The 15,463-nt window shown below is 62.3% G+C and carries 16 protein-coding genes; 4 read left to right on the top strand and 12 right to left on the bottom strand.

What is annotated here, in order from left to right; translation table 11 throughout:
* Positions 1-11: 11 nt before the first annotated feature.
* The 5 genes from ACTNFK_RS04815 to ACTNFK_RS04795 are packed head-to-tail and all read right to left on the bottom strand — an operon-like array spanning position 12 to position 4,855.
* Positions 12-740 (bottom strand): type 1 glutamine amidotransferase, encoded by a 729-nt coding sequence (locus ACTNFK_RS04815; RefSeq protein WP_435936275.1) that lies wholly within the window; start codon positions 738-740, stop codon positions 12-14.
* Positions 737-1,450 (bottom strand): gamma-glutamyl-gamma-aminobutyrate hydrolase family protein, encoded by a 714-nt coding sequence (locus ACTNFK_RS04810; protein ID WP_435936274.1) that lies wholly within the window; start codon positions 1,448-1,450, stop codon positions 737-739. The genes ACTNFK_RS04815 and ACTNFK_RS04810 overlap by 4 nt, the downstream gene beginning before the upstream one ends.
* A gap of 2 nt (positions 1,451-1,452) precedes the next feature.
* Positions 1,453-2,160, bottom strand: coding sequence for a substrate-binding periplasmic protein (locus ACTNFK_RS04805; RefSeq protein ID WP_433645885.1), 708 nt, complete (start codon positions 2,158-2,160; stop codon positions 1,453-1,455).
* A complete protein-coding gene (locus ACTNFK_RS04800; protein WP_433645886.1) occupies positions 2,157-3,578 on the bottom strand; it encodes a glutamine synthetase family protein in 1,422 nt (473 codons plus the stop codon). Before ACTNFK_RS04800 ends, ACTNFK_RS04805 begins: the two co-directional genes overlap by 4 nt.
* 56 nt (positions 3,579-3,634) lie before the next feature.
* Positions 3,635-4,855: a cytochrome P450 gene (locus ACTNFK_RS04795; RefSeq protein WP_433645887.1), complete on the bottom strand. Its 1,221-nt coding sequence runs from the start codon at positions 4,853-4,855 to the stop codon at positions 3,635-3,637.
* Between the two features lie 219 nt (positions 4,856-5,074).
* On the opposite strand from ACTNFK_RS04795, the gene ACTNFK_RS04790 reads away from it, so the two are divergent.
* Both ACTNFK_RS04790 and ACTNFK_RS04785 read left to right on the top strand, forming a co-directional pair.
* On the top strand, positions 5,075-6,349 hold the full coding sequence (locus ACTNFK_RS04790; protein WP_435936273.1) for an FAD-dependent oxidoreductase: 1,275 nt from the start codon (positions 5,075-5,077) through the stop codon (positions 6,347-6,349).
* Between the two features lie 51 nt (positions 6,350-6,400).
* Entirely contained in the window at positions 6,401-6,859 is a 459-nt protein-coding gene (locus tag ACTNFK_RS04785) for a flavodoxin domain-containing protein (RefSeq protein WP_435936272.1), read from the top strand.
* 91 nt (positions 6,860-6,950) lie between these two features.
* On the opposite strand, the gene ACTNFK_RS04780 is transcribed toward ACTNFK_RS04785, so the two are convergent.
* From ACTNFK_RS04780 to ACTNFK_RS04755, 6 genes are all read right to left on the bottom strand, one after another.
* Positions 6,951-7,958, bottom strand: coding sequence for a DDE-type integrase/transposase/recombinase (locus tag ACTNFK_RS04780; RefSeq protein ID WP_435936268.1), 1,008 nt, complete (start codon positions 7,956-7,958; stop codon positions 6,951-6,953).
* Positions 7,955-8,380, bottom strand: coding sequence for a hypothetical protein (locus ACTNFK_RS04775; protein WP_435936267.1), 426 nt, complete (start codon positions 8,378-8,380; stop codon positions 7,955-7,957). The genes ACTNFK_RS04780 and ACTNFK_RS04775 overlap by 4 nt, the downstream gene beginning before the upstream one ends.
* Positions 8,381-8,525: 145 nt before the next feature.
* Positions 8,526-9,311, bottom strand: coding sequence for a gamma-glutamyl-gamma-aminobutyrate hydrolase family protein (locus ACTNFK_RS04770; protein ID WP_433645890.1), 786 nt, complete (start codon positions 9,309-9,311; stop codon positions 8,526-8,528).
* Positions 9,312-9,383: 72 nt separating this feature from the next.
* On the bottom strand, positions 9,384-10,880 hold the full coding sequence (locus tag ACTNFK_RS04765; RefSeq protein WP_433645891.1) for an APC family permease: 1,497 nt from the start codon (positions 10,878-10,880) through the stop codon (positions 9,384-9,386).
* Between the two features lie 381 nt (positions 10,881-11,261).
* Positions 11,262-11,744, bottom strand: a complete 483-nt coding sequence (locus ACTNFK_RS04760; RefSeq protein ID WP_433645892.1) for a MarR family winged helix-turn-helix transcriptional regulator — start codon at positions 11,742-11,744, stop codon at positions 11,262-11,264.
* Positions 11,744-12,868 carry an LLM class flavin-dependent oxidoreductase gene (locus ACTNFK_RS04755; RefSeq protein WP_433645893.1) on the bottom strand — a complete coding sequence of 375 codons (1,125 nt, stop codon included), beginning with the start codon at positions 12,866-12,868 and terminating at the stop codon, positions 11,744-11,746. The genes ACTNFK_RS04760 and ACTNFK_RS04755 overlap by 1 nt, the downstream gene beginning before the upstream one ends.
* Positions 12,869-13,091: 223 nt before the next feature.
* Between ACTNFK_RS04755 and ACTNFK_RS04750 the strand changes: the two genes are divergently transcribed.
* Positions 13,092-14,612, top strand: coding sequence for an aldehyde dehydrogenase (NADP(+)) (locus ACTNFK_RS04750; RefSeq protein ID WP_435936266.1), 1,521 nt, complete (start codon positions 13,092-13,094; stop codon positions 14,610-14,612).
* A 42-nt stretch (positions 14,613-14,654) separates the two neighbouring features.
* Positions 14,655-15,029: an META domain-containing protein gene (locus ACTNFK_RS04745; RefSeq protein WP_435936265.1), complete on the top strand. Its 375-nt coding sequence runs from the start codon at positions 14,655-14,657 to the stop codon at positions 15,027-15,029.
* Positions 15,030-15,097: 68 nt separating this feature from the next.
* Here the strand turns inward: ACTNFK_RS04745 and ACTNFK_RS04740 are convergent, their stop codons facing one another.
* On the bottom strand, positions 15,098-15,451 hold the full coding sequence (locus ACTNFK_RS04740; protein ID WP_433645896.1) for a hypothetical protein: 354 nt from the start codon (positions 15,449-15,451) through the stop codon (positions 15,098-15,100).
* Positions 15,452-15,463: the final 12 nt, after the last annotated feature.

Raw genomic sequence — 15,463 nt, 5'->3', positions numbered from 1 at the left:
AATTCGGCGTCTTAGCGACTGGTTTCCCGAATGATCTCCACGAAACGGTCGGCCACCTGAGACCAGGCCTCCCGGAGGTCGGGCTCGGCCGCCCGAACCGAACGTACGACCGCGTCGGGCTCGAGCCCGATTTCGTCCAAATCACCCTTGCCATCGTCAGCCCAATCCTGGGCGGTGTCGCCGAGAGCCTCAGGATGAAACTGCACACCCCAGGCCCGATCTCCGATGCGAAACGCCTGGTTCGGGCACGCTCCGTTTGATGCCAGCACTCTCGCGTTCTCGGGGAGCTGGTCGGCCTCCAGCCAGTGCCACTGCACCGCGGGCAGGGTCGCCCCCGCAAAACCAGCAAACAGTGGATCCTGGGCTGCACTGTCGTGAAACTGCACGCCGTGCACCCCAACCTCGGGGCCACCCGGCATGCTGCGCACGTGACCACCGGTCGCGGTGGCGAGCAGCTGTGCGCCGAGGCAGATCCCGAGGGTGGGTACACCCTGTACCACGCCTTCTGCAAGCAGCTTCCGAGTCGCCGGGAGCCAGGGCGCCACTCCGTCTTCTGTGGGCCCCATGGATCCACCGAGCACGATCAATCCCTCGAAGCCCTCCAGTGAGTCGGGAACCGACTCCCCCGCGTCCGGCCCGACCGTGACGATCTCGACGTTACTGTCGCGCAGCCGTTCTCCGACGAGTCCGAGCCCTGCATCACTCTGATGCTCAACGACGAGAACCCGCGGCCCGCTCACGCCGCAACCTCCAGCGCAGCGCGCTCGCGCGCGCGATCCACTAACCACTGGAAGATGGCGTGCTGGCACTCATCGACGTCGGCGTTATCTTCCGGGTGCCACTGCACCGCAAGCAGGTCTGCGGTCGGGTGTTCGAGTGCTTCAACCACGCCGTCTGGCGCGGTGCCCACAACTCGGAGACCCTCACCAACGCGATCGACCGCCTGGTGATGGTACGACGACACGGGAAGGTGGATACCTCCGACAGCTTCGGCGAGTGCAGAATCGGCCTCAATCGACACATCGTGAATGCTGTTGCGATGGATGCTGTCGGATTCAACGTCTTGCACCATGGTGCCGCCGTGTTCGATGTTCAGCAGTTGGAAGCCCCGACAGATCGCGAGCACGGGCAAGCCGATCTCGATCGCCGCAGCGATCATGTCGGCCTCAAATTGATCCTGAGCTGCAAAATCCGCGGTCGAGGTGGTCTCGAGCGGCTCTTGACCGTATCGCCGCGGATCGATGTCCGAGCCACCTGGCACTAGCAACCCGTCGAGCCCGCGCAGCCGCTCGGCAGCGGGCAGTGAGCTCTCCGCAAACAGCGTGAGGGGCTCACCGCCCGCGCGAATCACCGAGCGCAGCACCGCCGAAGCCACCGCGCTGCCGTCAAAGCGCAGACCGTGAATCTGGTTCGACCACATGCCGGTCACCCCAATGCGCGGTGCGGACATGTTTAGAACTCCCCCTGCAGTGGGAACGGAAGCAGTGGCATCCACTTCTTCCACACCTGCTCGAGTGAGCCATCGGCGAGCACAGCCTCGAGCGCCGCGTTGATTTCGAGCCGCAGCGCGTCGTTGCCTGGCGCAACACCGATTCCCCAGCGATTGCGGGTCTCGACGTTGAAGGCGACCACGAAATCGGGGTCCTCCTCCGCGAGCGGAATCATCACCACGTCGTCGTCAACAAATCCGTCAACCGCGCCAGAGCGGGTCGCCTCGATCATGTCGCTGAAGACGTCATCGCTCGCACCGAAACTCACCAGTTCCACTCCGGGGAATGTCTCGGCCAGCTTCATGTTCGTCGAGTTCGCGATGGCCCCGATCTTGTAGCCAGCGAGCTGCTCGGGTGTACGAGCCGGGTCATCAGCGCGCACGATCAGTGTCTCGTTGAAGACCGCATACGGGTGCGTGAAGTCGACCTGTGCCGCGCGTTCCGCGGTCATGCCCTGGCCACACCACACTGCGTCGGCATCGCCGCGGCGCACCGCAGGGATCATGTCCTCCCAAGGCACCATGATCCACTCGATCTTCGCACCAATACGGTCGAAGACCAGCTTCGCGGCCTCGGGTTCGTACCCGTCGCGGGTGACCCCGTCGGGGCTCTTCGCGAAGAGTGGCAGGGCCTCTGAATCGATGCAGGCCAAACGGATGGTGCGGGTCACGGAATTGCCTCCCAGTACTGATCGAACTCCCACTGCGAGATCTGGCCGCAGTAGCGCGCCCATTCGTCTCGCTTGAGCTTGAGGTAGATGTCGGTGAGTTCCTTGGGCATCGCGCCCATGAGGTACTCATCGGCCTCGAATGACTCGATGGCCATGCCGAGTGTATTCGGCACCACGAGGTCGCTGATTACCGAACTCGGCGCGTCGGGATCACCCGGATCAAGCTGCGCTTCCAAGCCGTGCTCGATCGCGGCGAGCAGGTACAGGTGCGACAGGTAGGGGTTGACGCTCGCGTCGGGCAGGCGGTACTCCATGCGACCGTTCGCGGAGATGCGGATCGCAACGCCACGGGTGTCGAGGCCCCAGTCCGCTCCTGAGGGCGCGAACTGACCGGCGTCCCAGAAGCGCTTGTACGAGTTCACGGTCGAACCCATGATGAGCATCGAGCCGGGGGTGTGCAAGAGCATGCCGCCGATCGCGTGACGCGCAGTCTCGGTGACGTGCAATTCAACCCGACCGTCTTCAATGACGTTCTCATCGCCGCGCCACAGGCTGAGGTTGTGGTGGCAACCGTTGCCCATCTTGCCGTTGGAGGGCTTCGGCATGAAGCTGGTCTGCAGCCCCAGCTCGCGGGCAACCTGCTTGCAGACCTGACGGTAGACCGTCATGCGTTGCGCGGTGTGCTCGGCGCGGTCATACTCCCAGTTCAGCTCAAGCTGGCCATCATCCTCGTAGTCACCCTGGATCATGTTGAAACCCAGCGCCTTGGAGTAGCTGTAGACCTTCTTGTAGACGGGGCGCATGCGCTCCAGGTTCTCTACCTGGTAGGCCGGGCTCTGGTCGTCCTTAGTGTTAACCTCCATACCGGGGCCTGCCCACGACATTTCGGGCTCGAGGCCGCTACGCAGTTCCAACCCGGTGCGCTCGGTGAATCCGGCGTGTGCTGCGCGGAAGAGTGCACGTGTGTCGAGCGGAATCAGGCGGCCGCCGCCGGCGCCCAAATGTGGCGGATCATAGGCGGTGCAGAAGATCCGGCCCACCTCGTTATCCCAGGGCAGCACTTGAAACGTCTCGGGCTCGGGAAGGCCCCAGAACTCGTGCGCATCGACGCCGCCGCCGATGAGCTCACCCTCGCGGCTGGTCTGCAGGTCAGTGAGCGCGGTGCGGTGGAAGGCGATGCCCTTCTTCAGCATGCGATCGTAGTGCTCGGCGGGCACCACCTTGGCGACCGTGCGGCCGCCCACAGTTGGCAGCATGTAGTAGATGTACTTGACGCCGGATTCCTCGATCGCCTTGCGCAGTGACTCGACTACCTCGGGGCGAAGGTTGGCCTCCTGGTGGCGCGAGAAGGCGGTATCGTCTTCCAGCAGCTCACGCAGGGCCGCGCCGAAGCGCCCTCCTGTGCTCAGATCGGTCATGATTTCCTCTCGTTGACGGCTGTGTCGTTCGTGAATTGACAGTGGATCGGCGTGAACTAGCGCACGCTGAAGGTGATGGGCAGTCGCACTGGCCCGTGGTTGCCTGAGTCGGGCAGCCACTCGTCACCGCCGGGGCACGTGATGTCGCCGAAGGCCTGTGCAAGCAACGGCAGTGCCACGCTCATGTCGGCACGGGCAATGTAGTGACCGAGGCAATGATGTACCCCGCCACCGAAGGTGTGGTGCGGCTTGCGATCCTCAGACTGAATATCGATGTCCGGGTCGGGGTACGCCTCGGGGTCGGTGCCACTCGACATCGTGAATAGGTGCACCGTGGTTCCCTTTTCGATCGCGAGACCCTGAAACTCGAAGTCTTCGTTCGCCTCGCGCGTCACCCATCGGGTCGTCGGGTTCACGCGCAGCGCCTCCTCAAGCGCGGGCTTCGCAAGCTCCTCGGGGTTCTGTGCCAACAGATCCCACTGATCGGGGTTACGCATGAAGGTCTGCAGAATGAGTCCGATCTGGTTTCGCGTGGTATCCATACCGCCGAACAGCATCAGCACGAGAGCGTTACGCAACTCCGCGTCGGTGAGCTTGTCACCGGCCTCAGAGAACTGCACGAGGCGCGAGACCACGTCCTGGCCAGGTTCTGCCTTGCGCTCGGCGATGAGCTTGTCGACGAAGTCATATAGTTCGGTCACCGCAACGTCGATCCGCTCGATGTCTTCTTTGATGGAGACGCTCAGTGCATAGCCCACCGTGTTGGCACGATCGGCGATGAATGGCCAGTGATCGTGCGAGAGCCCCATCATGGTGCACAGCGCGCGGGTGGCGAAGGGCTCGGAGAAATCGGCAACAAACTCGACCTGCTCGCCTCGTGCGTGCTTCGCTTTCATGCCCGCGATGAGATCGTTTGCGATCTCGGCGAACTCCGGCTCAAGCTTACGCGCGGCCGTCGGCGAAAAGGCGGGGTTCAGAAGCCGCCTGATGCGGTGATGCTCTTCACCTTCGAGCACGAGAAGGTTCTTCGACCACCACTCGTAAAACACGCCGGAGTGCACACCATTGTGCTCGGGCCACTTGGCGCTGCCCTGGTTAAGACTCGGGTGCTTGAGTAGCTCGGTGACCTCTTTGTAACGCAGGATGCCGTACCCGTAGTTGGTTCTTGCGTACCAATTGCGTTCGCGCGCATCGCGAACTTCTTCGGAGCTCATTGCAAAACTAGGTGAGGCAATATCGAGGTAGGGAACCTCGACCGGCGCGGTCTCTGCGGACATCCGTACTCCTTTGTCGAATCCTGCGCGCGCTCACGGATGCGAGTGGCGCTTGGGAAATAAGCTATACATGAATGATTTATTTCACAAGTCGACAAGCTGTGAATTTTTGACAATGAAACATTAGGGAAATAAAACATTCACGAGGTGAAGTTTTATGCGTAGAATATGCTGAATAGGCACCTCGTTCCCGGAGGCTACCCATCACGCAAAGGAGCTGGCATGACCGACCCAACTCGGCCACAGATTGCCATTGTGGGGAGCGGCCCGTCGGGCTGCTACCTTGCCCAGGCGTTGCTGCGTGCGCAGCCCGACTGCCAGATCACCATCATCGATCGCTTGGCCTCTCCGTTCGGGTTGATCCGCTATGGTGTCGCCGCAGACCACCAACACACGAAGGCCATCACGCGACAGTTTGAACGCCTCTTCCAGGCGCCGGGTGTGCGGTTCGCGGGAAATCTCGAGGTGGGCACAGACTTCAGTTTGGGTGACTTGCGCGACTGCTTTGACGCGGTGGTGCTGGCAACCGGTCTTGCTGCTGACCGCGAGCTGGCACTGCCCGGCGGCGATCTCGCGGGCGTGGTCGGAGCAGGAACCATTACGCGCGTGCTCAATAGCCATCCCGGCGGGGGCGACGAGCTTCCCCAGTTGGGCAGTGATGTCGTGATCATCGGTGCCGGCAACGTTGCCCTCGACATCCTTCGTTTCCTTGTCAAAGACCGGGCCGGGTACTCGGCGAGCGACATCGCTGATGCCAATTTGGAACGGTATCTCTCCCATCCCGCGGAACGGGTCACTCTGGTAAGCCGTTCGGGAGCCGCGGATTCTAAGGGCGACCCACAGATGCTGAAGGAACTCGCCGCGTTGGAGCGAGCCGTGTATCGCTCCCCCGACGATCTCACGGGATCAGGATCCGATCTGGATCGCACGCAGACGGCTCGGCTCGCCGCGATCACCGAAATGGTTTCGGCGGATCGGCCGAAACACCCCGGCCCGGAGGTGAACCTTCGATTCTCACTCGCCCCCGTGCGCATCCTCGGCGACGATCACGTCACCGGCATTGAGCTCACCGACGGGTCGAACCTCTTGACGATCCCCGCAACCAGCGTCATCACCGCAATCGGCTTTACAGCAGCCGGATCGGGCGAATTGGAACCGCTGATCGCGCAGGGAGCGGAGACCGGCAGAATCGAACCGGGGCTCTACCGCACCGGCTGGGCCAAGCGGGGGCCCCAGGGCGCGATCCCTGAGAACCGTGCGTGCGCGAAGTCGGTCAGCGATGAAATCACCGCCGACCTGCAAGCGGGCGAGCTCTCGGTTTCGGAAGATAAACTTGGTTTTGGTGGCCTAACGGTGGCCGCGCAAGCGAAGTCCGTCGATTACTCGCAATGGCTCGTGCTCGATACCCACGAACGAGAGTCAGCGGCTCCCGATCGTGTCAGACGCAAGATCTCAGATCACGACCGCATGGTTGCGGTCGCTCGCGGTGAGGGCTAGCCCCTTGCTGCACACCCGATACCCACGACCACGACCGAGAGGACACCAGCTGTGAAGTTCACAGTGCTATACGGCACCGAATCAGGAAATTCAGAATTGATCGCGGAAGATCTGGGCGCAAAACTGCGCGAGACGACCGACGAGGTCGTTGTGGCCGACCTGCAAGATTTCGATCCACAGTCGATCACGCCTGATTCGTTCTATGTCGTGGTGTGCTCCACCCATGGTGAGGGCGACCTCCCGAACACCGCGATCCCCTTCGCCGAGGCGTTCGACGCGGCCCTGCCCGACCTCACCGGCGTGCGTTATGCCATGTTCGGCCTCGGTGACACCTTCTACGAAGAGACCTACAGCCAGGGCAGCGAGCACATTGATCGCCGGTTCACCGCGCAGGGTGCCGTTCGCGTGGGCGACTACGGCCGGCACGATGCGTCCTCGTGGGATCTCCCGAGCGATGTGGCACTCGAGTGGCTTCCGGGCGTGCTCGAGGCTGCGGGAGTCCCCGCCTAGTTCTGTCCCACCTTCGACCGGCAGTTTCTCCACAATCCGGCAGTTTGCAGCGCAAACATCCGGTGCACGCTCTGTGTCAAGCTGTGTGGAGTCACTCGGACGTTAGTTGTGTGGTTTGTTTCGGGAGATTGATTCCCACGAGGTCCGCTGGTGCCGGCGTAACCGGGCGCCCGCGGAACCGTTCCGGGTGCGTGTCGTAATAGTGTTGCAACGCGAGGTCGCGGGTCTTCCACACCTCACGCCATGACCCGTCACCGACCTGAGCGGGTGAGAACAACGCGATCCCGGAGTGCTTGTGCTCGGTGTTGTACCAGGCCACATACTCGGCGAGATACGTGCGGGCGGCAGCAAGATCAGCGAAGACTCTGGGATAGCCGGGCCGGTACTTCATCGTGCGGAACCCGGCCTCGGAGAACGGGTTATCGTTCGAGACGTACGGCCGGTTATGCGACAACGTGACTCCGTGGTGGGTGAGCGCGTTCAGGAGCGCGTGTGAACGCATCGCTGACCCCGAGTCCGCATGCACCACCTCCGGGGCTCCGTAATGGGCGATCGCGGTCTCAAACATCTCGACCGCGAGGTGATCAGCCTCTCGTTCCTCGACCCGCCACCCCACGATCTCACGCGAGAAAATATCGGTGATCTTGTATGCCTTGAACGTTTTCCCCCACCACGGCGAGTACAAGTCAGTGATGTCCCACGACCACGCTTGCCCGGGCCGGGTCGCCGTCACGACGGGTTTCTCGCGTGGGGCCCGTTTCCCGCGCCGGGTCGGGACCTGCGGGCGCAGCATCTGCTCCTCGATGCCGGCAGCGATCCGCCACCACGTGCGACGCGACGCGAGCATCACTCCCGCATCCCACGCCGACGCGTACGCATGATCCACGGACACGCTCTTCGCCCACCCCGCAAGAATGTACCCCACGATGCGTTCCCGATCGGTCGGACTGATGCGTGCCCGGTACGCCCGCTCGGCCTGCGGAACCGGGGCCATCACCACTTGGCGGGGCTGTTGCCGGTAATGCCACGTCGCCCGGGACACCCCCGCAAGGCTCAGGGCCTTACGCTGTGACCCCGTGATGCGGGTGAGCTCGGTCACGAGGAGGTTCTCGGCGGTGATGAACTCTCTCGCCCGGTCGCCGGCAACGTATCGGGCTCTTGCTCGTTCAGCTTGTGCAAGAGCCCGATAGCTTTTCCCAACGCGTCATTCGTTCCCTCGAGTTCACGAATCCGGGCGTTGAGCGCGGCGAGTTCTGCGTCGTGTTGTTCTTTCGGGATGCTGCGCTGCTGGTGGGAGATCTCCCGGCGGGCCTTCGCGTCTGGTGTCATACCGCTACTCTCTCGCGGAATCATGCCGCGGTCGAGATCGCCCCCGAACACGGCATCTTGCCAGCGCATGATCTGATGCTTGGAAAAGGTTTGCTCTTTCAACCATCTCGTTTTCGTGCCATGGGGAAGGTTCTGGTACTCGTGCACATACTCACGGATTTCCGTGAGAGTGAAGCCCGGCGTGATCGACATGATGGGTGACCTTTCTGTCAACCGAGTGACTCACACACAGCCTGGCAAAGAGGGGCAAGGTCAAACTGCCGGTCGAAGATTGTCTCCGTGTGGAAATCCGTAGCATCGGACTGTCACACGCATGTACGCGGCGTTTGCTCCTGGCTCAATCCCGCTGCTGGCGTGCTCGCTCAACCAAGGCACCGAAGACACGCGCGCGATCGCTCGCGTCGGCATCGGGCTCTTCCGGATGCCACTGAATTCCAAGCACCCAGCTCGCCGTGCGATGCTCGGTCCCTTCAACCACTCCATCGTGAGCGCGAGCCGTAACCCGAAGCTCCGGCCCTACCTCTGCCACTGCCTGATGGTGCCCAGAACGCACCGTCACCTCGGTGCGTTCGTGAATCCTGGCGATCTCGCTACCCGATTCCAGCACGACTTCCTCGTCGAGAAACATGGGAGAACCCGGCCCGCCACGGTGTAGTCCGTAGTTTTCAATGTCGGGGATCAACGTGCCTCCACAGGCAACATTGAGCAACTGAGATCCACGACAGATCGCAAGCGTGGGAAGATCTCGTGCTATTGATTCCCTCAGTAGATCGATGCAATAGTCATCTGCCCTGCGGTCCACCCCATAGGAGTTGGCTGGCGGAACGTCAACTCCATAGAGCGCTCCGTCAACATCGCCACCCCCGAGGAACAGGATGGCATCGGCACCCGCAAACACCTCGTCTGCGGAGTGAAATGTGGCCGCTGAGGAATCAACCAGCCGTGGGCGACCACCGGCCTCCCGCACGGCTTCGAACGCGATCCGCGTGAAATCAGACATGAGTTGGTGGGACACCTCCCCCATGTTCGGAAAGGTCAGGGAGACAACAACCGGGATGAGTGGCCCGGAAGCTTCCTCGGCACCGTGCACAAACGCGGTGGGATCAACGGCGAGATCTGGCATGGGTTTCCTTTCCTAGACATACGGACGGGCGGCCGTCTCCGAAGAGTCGGCCGCCCGCGCGAACGTGCGTGATTAGACCATGGTCTTGATGGGACCGCTTGCGTCAGCTGCCGGAGCGTTACCGCGAAGGTATGCCTTCGAGACCAGCATGTAGATCCAACCAATGGCGATGACACCAACGGTGGTCATGATCAGCAGGTAGTCCTCGACCCAGGTGCCGCCCGTGGGACGTGGCCAGATGATGTTGATCACTGCAACGGCCCCCCAGATCAGCGCCAGGATGTTCACCGGGTAAGCCCAGGCACCGAGCGTGAACTTACCAGCCGGCTTCCAGCCCTTGATGCGCGCACGCAGTGCGGCGAGCACCACCATGCCGAAGCCGACATAGATTCCCACGGTGCCGAAGCCGACGAGGGCAAACAGTGCCTGCACGAGGAACAGGGACAGAATCACTATCAGGCCCGGAACAATTGCCGCGACGAGCAGTGCGTTGTTCGGCACGTGGCGCTTCTCGTTGAACTTCGCGAGCTTCTCGGAGCCGGGCAGGAATCCGTCTCGAGCCATCGAATAGATCAGACGGCTGGCGGCTGCCTGCAGGCTGGTGATGCACGAGATGAACGCGATGACGATGATCAGCATCACGATCGGGAAGATCGGGCCGAAGTTCGCCATCAGCAACTCGCCGATTGGGTCGGTGACCGTACCATCGGCAACCGCTTGGAAGTCGGGAACCGCAAGTACGAGCGAGAAAGCAAGGAGGTTCGCCGCGAAGCCACCGATGTAGAGGGTCATGCGCATCGCCTTCGGCACCTGCCGACTCGGATCCTTGATTTCCTCAGCGACGTCGCCGTTTGCCTCGAAGCCGTAGTAGGCGAACATACCGATCAGAGCCGCCGCCGCGAATGCCCCGAGGTAGCCACCAGGCGCATCGTTACCGATGCCCTGATTGTCGAAGAAGATCGACCACTCGTGCTGACGACCGAAGAAGATCAGGTAGACCCCAATCACTACCGCACCGATGAGCTCGGCGATGAGGCCGACCATGGCCGCAACGCTGAGCACCTTCGTGCCGGAGAAGTTCAGGATCGTCGCGATGACCAGGGTGCCCAGCGCGATGAGTACGGTGCCCACCGAATCTAATGTGGCGCCAAAGAGCGAGCCGACGAAGGGCGCGGCGCCGTATGCGACCGCGGCGATCGTGCCGACGAGCGCGACCACGTAGATCCACCCGTTCATCCAGGCGTACTTACGGCCCCACAGACGACGCGACCAGGGATATACCCCGCCAGCAACCGGGTAGTTGGAAACGACCTCGCCAAAAATCAGACCCACGAGGAACTGGCCGACCAGCGCGATCACGAGCGCCCAGGCCATCGGGGGGCCTGCGGTACCCAGCGAGATCGCGAACATCGAGTACACGCCTGCGATCGGCGAGAGGTAGGTAAAGCCGAGCGAGACGTTGCCGAAGAAGCTCATCTCGCGTTTAAAGGTGGTGTCGTAGTCGTACCCGAGTGATGCCAGGTGTGCGGCATCCTCATCGTGGTCGACTGCGGGCGTTGTTTCTGCCATGGTTGCTCCGTACTCCCTCGTACATTCGCCAGAGACACATTCGTCCACCGGATGTGAGCGAATACATACAACCTACATCTAGATGTTTTCTTGATCAAGCCAAGTAATGTCTCGATCGAAGGTCGCTTCCGGATTATGCCGCATATTCATGCACGGATAAATGAATTATTTCAATTTGGTTTCACGGAGTGTCAGTGCGGGCGTGGTTGGCCACCAACCAGACAAACTCCGTGTTCTCGGCACTGTGTTCGGCCGAGTCCCGCGGTGCAGTCGTCACATCGCTGGTCGCTGGCGAACGTGTCGTGGGCTCATGCCCGCGCAGAGATCACCACCCACCCGATTCCGCAAGAGGTCGATCCATGTTTCGGGCGGTTCTCTCGCTCATGATCTGACGTCACTGTCTCCGGTGTCCGGTCCAACGGGCGGCGCAAGCCGCTCCGCCAGTTCCTTCAAGGTACGCAACTCAGACTCGCTGAGCCGACCGCGCATCGTCTGGGCGATGTCGGCCGCGTGGCCCGACCCGATCTGCCGTTGCAGCGCCCGGCCGGCGTCGCTGAGCTTCAGGATCGCACCACGCCCGTCCCTCGGGTCGGGGCATCGGTCGATCAGCCCCTCATTCACGAGCCGCTCGATCATTCGACTGAGCGACGGTTGCGAGATGAACAGGCGATCGGTGAGGTCGCGTTGGCGCATGCCGTCTCCGCCAGTTCGACCCAGTTGGTAAAGAATGTCGTACTCCCGGGTCGTCCGCCCGTGCCAGACGGGCGCATCCGAGAACTTGCGAAATAGCGTCGATTGTGCGCGAAAAAGTGCCTCCCAAGCCTCGACTGCTGCCGCGGACTGCCCACTCGAATCCGCATTCATCAGGCGGCCCGTGCTTCCAGAGACGGGACCCGCAGCTCCTCTGGCTGCCCCGCCCTGCTCACTGCCAGCCGAGACCTGTGCGTGGGGGTCTCTGGCACATCTGCCGGCCGGTTCTTCGCAAACTCTGCCCGCAGCACGGGTAGCACGAGCTCTCCGAACATGTCGAGCTGTTCCAGCACGGTCTTCAGCGGCAAGCCCGCGTGATCGATGAGGAAGAGTTGGCGCTGGTAGTCGCCCGCCCACTCGCGGAATGACAGCGTACGATCGATAACCTCCTGCGGGCTCCCCACGATGAGCGGGGTTTGCTCCATGAAGTCTTCCATCCGCGGGCCGTGCCCGTAGACGGGGGCGTTGTCGAAGTACGGCCGGAACTGCTTGACCGCGTCCTGCGAATTCTTCGCCATGAAGAATTGTCCGCCGAGGCCAACGATCGCCTGGTGCGCCTTGCCGTGCCCGTAGTGCTCGTAGCGCTCACGGTAGATCGCAATCAGACGCTGGTAGTGCTCCTTGGGCCAGAAGATGTTGTTCGCGAAAAATCCATCTCCGTAGAAGGCCGCCTGGTGCGCAATTTCGGGGCTGCGGATCGACCCGTGCCACACAAACGGCGGCAAGCCATCGAGGGGTCTCGGCGTAGATGTGAATCCGTGCAGCGGGGTGCGGAATTGACCCTCCCAATCGACCACGTCCTCATCCCAGAGACGACGCAGCAGGGCGTAGTTTTCGATCGCCAACGGAATCCCCTGGCGGATGTCCTTACCAAACCACGGATAGACGGGGCCGGTGTTCCCGCGCCCCATGACGAGGTCAACTCGGCCATCGGCCAGGTGCTGCAGGGTTGCATAGTCTTCGGCAATCTTCACGGGGTCGTTTGTCGTGATGAGGGTCGTCGCGGTCGAGAGCGTGATCCGCTCGGTCACCGCGGCGATGTAGGCGAGAGAGGTGGTCGGTGATGACGGGAAAAATGGCGGGTTGTGATGCTCTCCGGTCGCAAAGACATCCATGCCGATTTCTTCGACCTTTTTCGCGATTGCGACGTGCGCCTTGATGCGCTCGTGTTCGGTCGGCATGATTCCGGTGGTGGGATCGAGCGTAAGATCGCCGACCGAGAAGACTCCGAATTCCATGATGCTCCCTGAGTGGTTGACCGTGTGCGTCGTGCCGACGCAGTGTGGGTGATGCCTCAACTATATTCGATTGAATCTATTTACGCAAACTTTCAAGTAAATGAGATCGAGGATTCTCAGGATCTGCCCTGTCACATCCCCGTTCGAAGTGGTGGAAGAATGGTCGAGTCGTTCGTGGCCACAAGAAGCCACTTCACTTCCCCCTCCGCAAAGGAATCAGCTCATGGTCGAGTCCACACTGTCCCCCGAACTCGAGGCAGTCGTCGCCGGGGCCGCTGCGGCAGCGCCCGCGTTCGCCGCCACCGCACCGGAGGCTCGCGCCCGCGCAATTGTCGCCGTCGCCGACGCGCTTGAGGAAGCGAGCCCTCAGCTCGTTGAGATCGCGATGCGGGAGACCGGGCTCACCGAAGCGCGACTCACCGGTGAGGTGAAGCGCACCGCCGTGCAACTGCGGTTGTTTGCCGAGGCTCTCACCGCGGGCGACTACCTCGATGCACGCATCGACCACGCCGACCCCGCCTTTGTGCTGGGCCCGCGCCCCGACATCCGTCGAGTGCTCTTGCCGCTCGGTCCCGTCATCAATTTCTCGGCCTCGAACTTCCCGTTCGCATTCTCGGTACTCGGCGGTGATTCCGCAGCGATTCTCGCCGCCGGCTGCCCGCTCATCGTGAAGGCGCATTCCGGCCACCCCGAGCTCTCGGATGCAACCGCCGAAGTTGCTCGCGAGGCCCTCGCGAAGTCGGATATGCCCGAGGGAGTCTTTCACCTGATCCACGGCCAGCAGGCTGGCGTTGAGGTACTCAAGGATACGCGCATCAAGGCTGGTTCATTCACTGGTTCCATCGCCGTGGGTCGCTTGCTCGCCGATATTGCGGCTTCCCGTCCCGCCCCGATCCCGTTCTATGGCGAGCTCGGAAGCGTCAACCCGGTCTTCATTACCGCTGGAGCCATTGATGAGCGCGTCGACGAAATCGCGGCCGGATACCTCACGAGTGTCTCCGGCTCGGCGGGTCAGCTCTGCACGAAGCCCGGCTTCGTGTTCATCCCCGAAGGATCACCGCTTGACGAGGCGATCCGGGCCGCGGGCCGCGAGCTCCCCGAGCACCGGCTGCTCGGCCCTCGCATCGCTCAGTCGTTTGCCGAACGCCGCGACGCAATCCTCGCGTCCCCCGGTGTGCGACCGGTAATCGCGGGCGGGATCCGCTTTGACGAAGAGCAGCAAGGGTGGGCGACGCCCACCATCGTGGCGGTCTCCCTCGAAGATTTCCGGACGAGCACTCACGCCCTGGTCGAAGAGGCCTTCGGCCCCCTGTCGATCCTGGTCGAGGTACCCGCCGGAACCGATCTGGCCGCACTCATGCCCGAGTTCTACGAGGGCAACCTGACGGGCACGGTGCACCTGAGCAGCGCCGAGGGCGCAGGTGACACCGAGAACGCATCGGAGCTGCAGGCGCTGGTCGCCGCCCTCACTCAGCAGGTGGGTCGGGTGCTCTTCAACGGGTGGTCAACCGGTGTCGCCGTCACCCCCGCACAGCAGCACGGGGGTCCGTGGCCCGCGACCACCAACGACTCCAGCACCTCGGTGGGAACCGCGGCAATCACGCGGTTCTTGCGCCCTGTCGCGTACCAGAACGCCCCGGCCGCCTTCCTCCCAGCGGCACTGCGCGATGACAATCCACTCGGCGTCTCACAGGCGATTTCACCCGCGGGTGAATCTCAGGGTTGGGGTGCCCGCTGGCGCTAAAACGGCACCCGTTGTTCACCTGCGAGAAGGTAGTCTGTGGACATGAATCACACGCTCAGGTCACTGCTAACCGCCGCCGCTTTCGCGGCCGCGGCCCTCACCCTCGTCGGGTGCGCCTCAGGCGACACCTCGAAGGCGCAGGGCACCTGGGGTACCGCCAATGTGACCGGGGAGCCGTGGCTCGTTCTTGAAGCAGACGGAAGCTTCAATGGCTCCGACGGCTGCAACGGCATCTTCGGCGCGTACACGATGTCGGGCGACACTGTCACACTCGGTGACATGGGCTCCACCCTGATGTTCTGCGAGGGCGTCGACACCTGGTTGTCTGACGCCTCCACGGCGCGCATCGACAACAACACGATGACGGTGATGAACGCCGATTCGCAAGAGATCGGAACGCTCGAACGCACCAAGTAGCCGCGCACAGCACAGAGGGGGTGGATCACGCTGTGTGATCCACCCCCTCTGTTTCTTGGCCTGTGCGACTAGTGCCAGAGCACCGCGAGTGCCACGTTGACGACGCTGAGGCCAGCGACAGCGCCCAGTACGCCCGCAGAAACGCTCTCTTTCTTGCGGTTGATCAGCACGATGACGACCATCGCGATGAGCACCGCGAGCTTGACCGTGATCTTGAAGTTGTTAACCGGCTCGTCAAGCATGTACTTCATTGCGACGAGCAGCAGGCCCGTGACGAACATGGTGCTGAGGCCGTGGATCACCCCGTTCGTGATGATCGCACGACCACGCTTCACTGCAGGCATCTGAGCCATCACGCTGCCGAACACGGCAGCGAAGCCGACGATGTGTAGAACGACCAGTATTCCCTTAACAATTTCCATGAGGTTAATGCT

Source organism: Leucobacter fengyongliangi (genome assembly GCF_052386045.1).
This window is presented reverse-complemented; position numbering and strand designations above follow the sequence as displayed.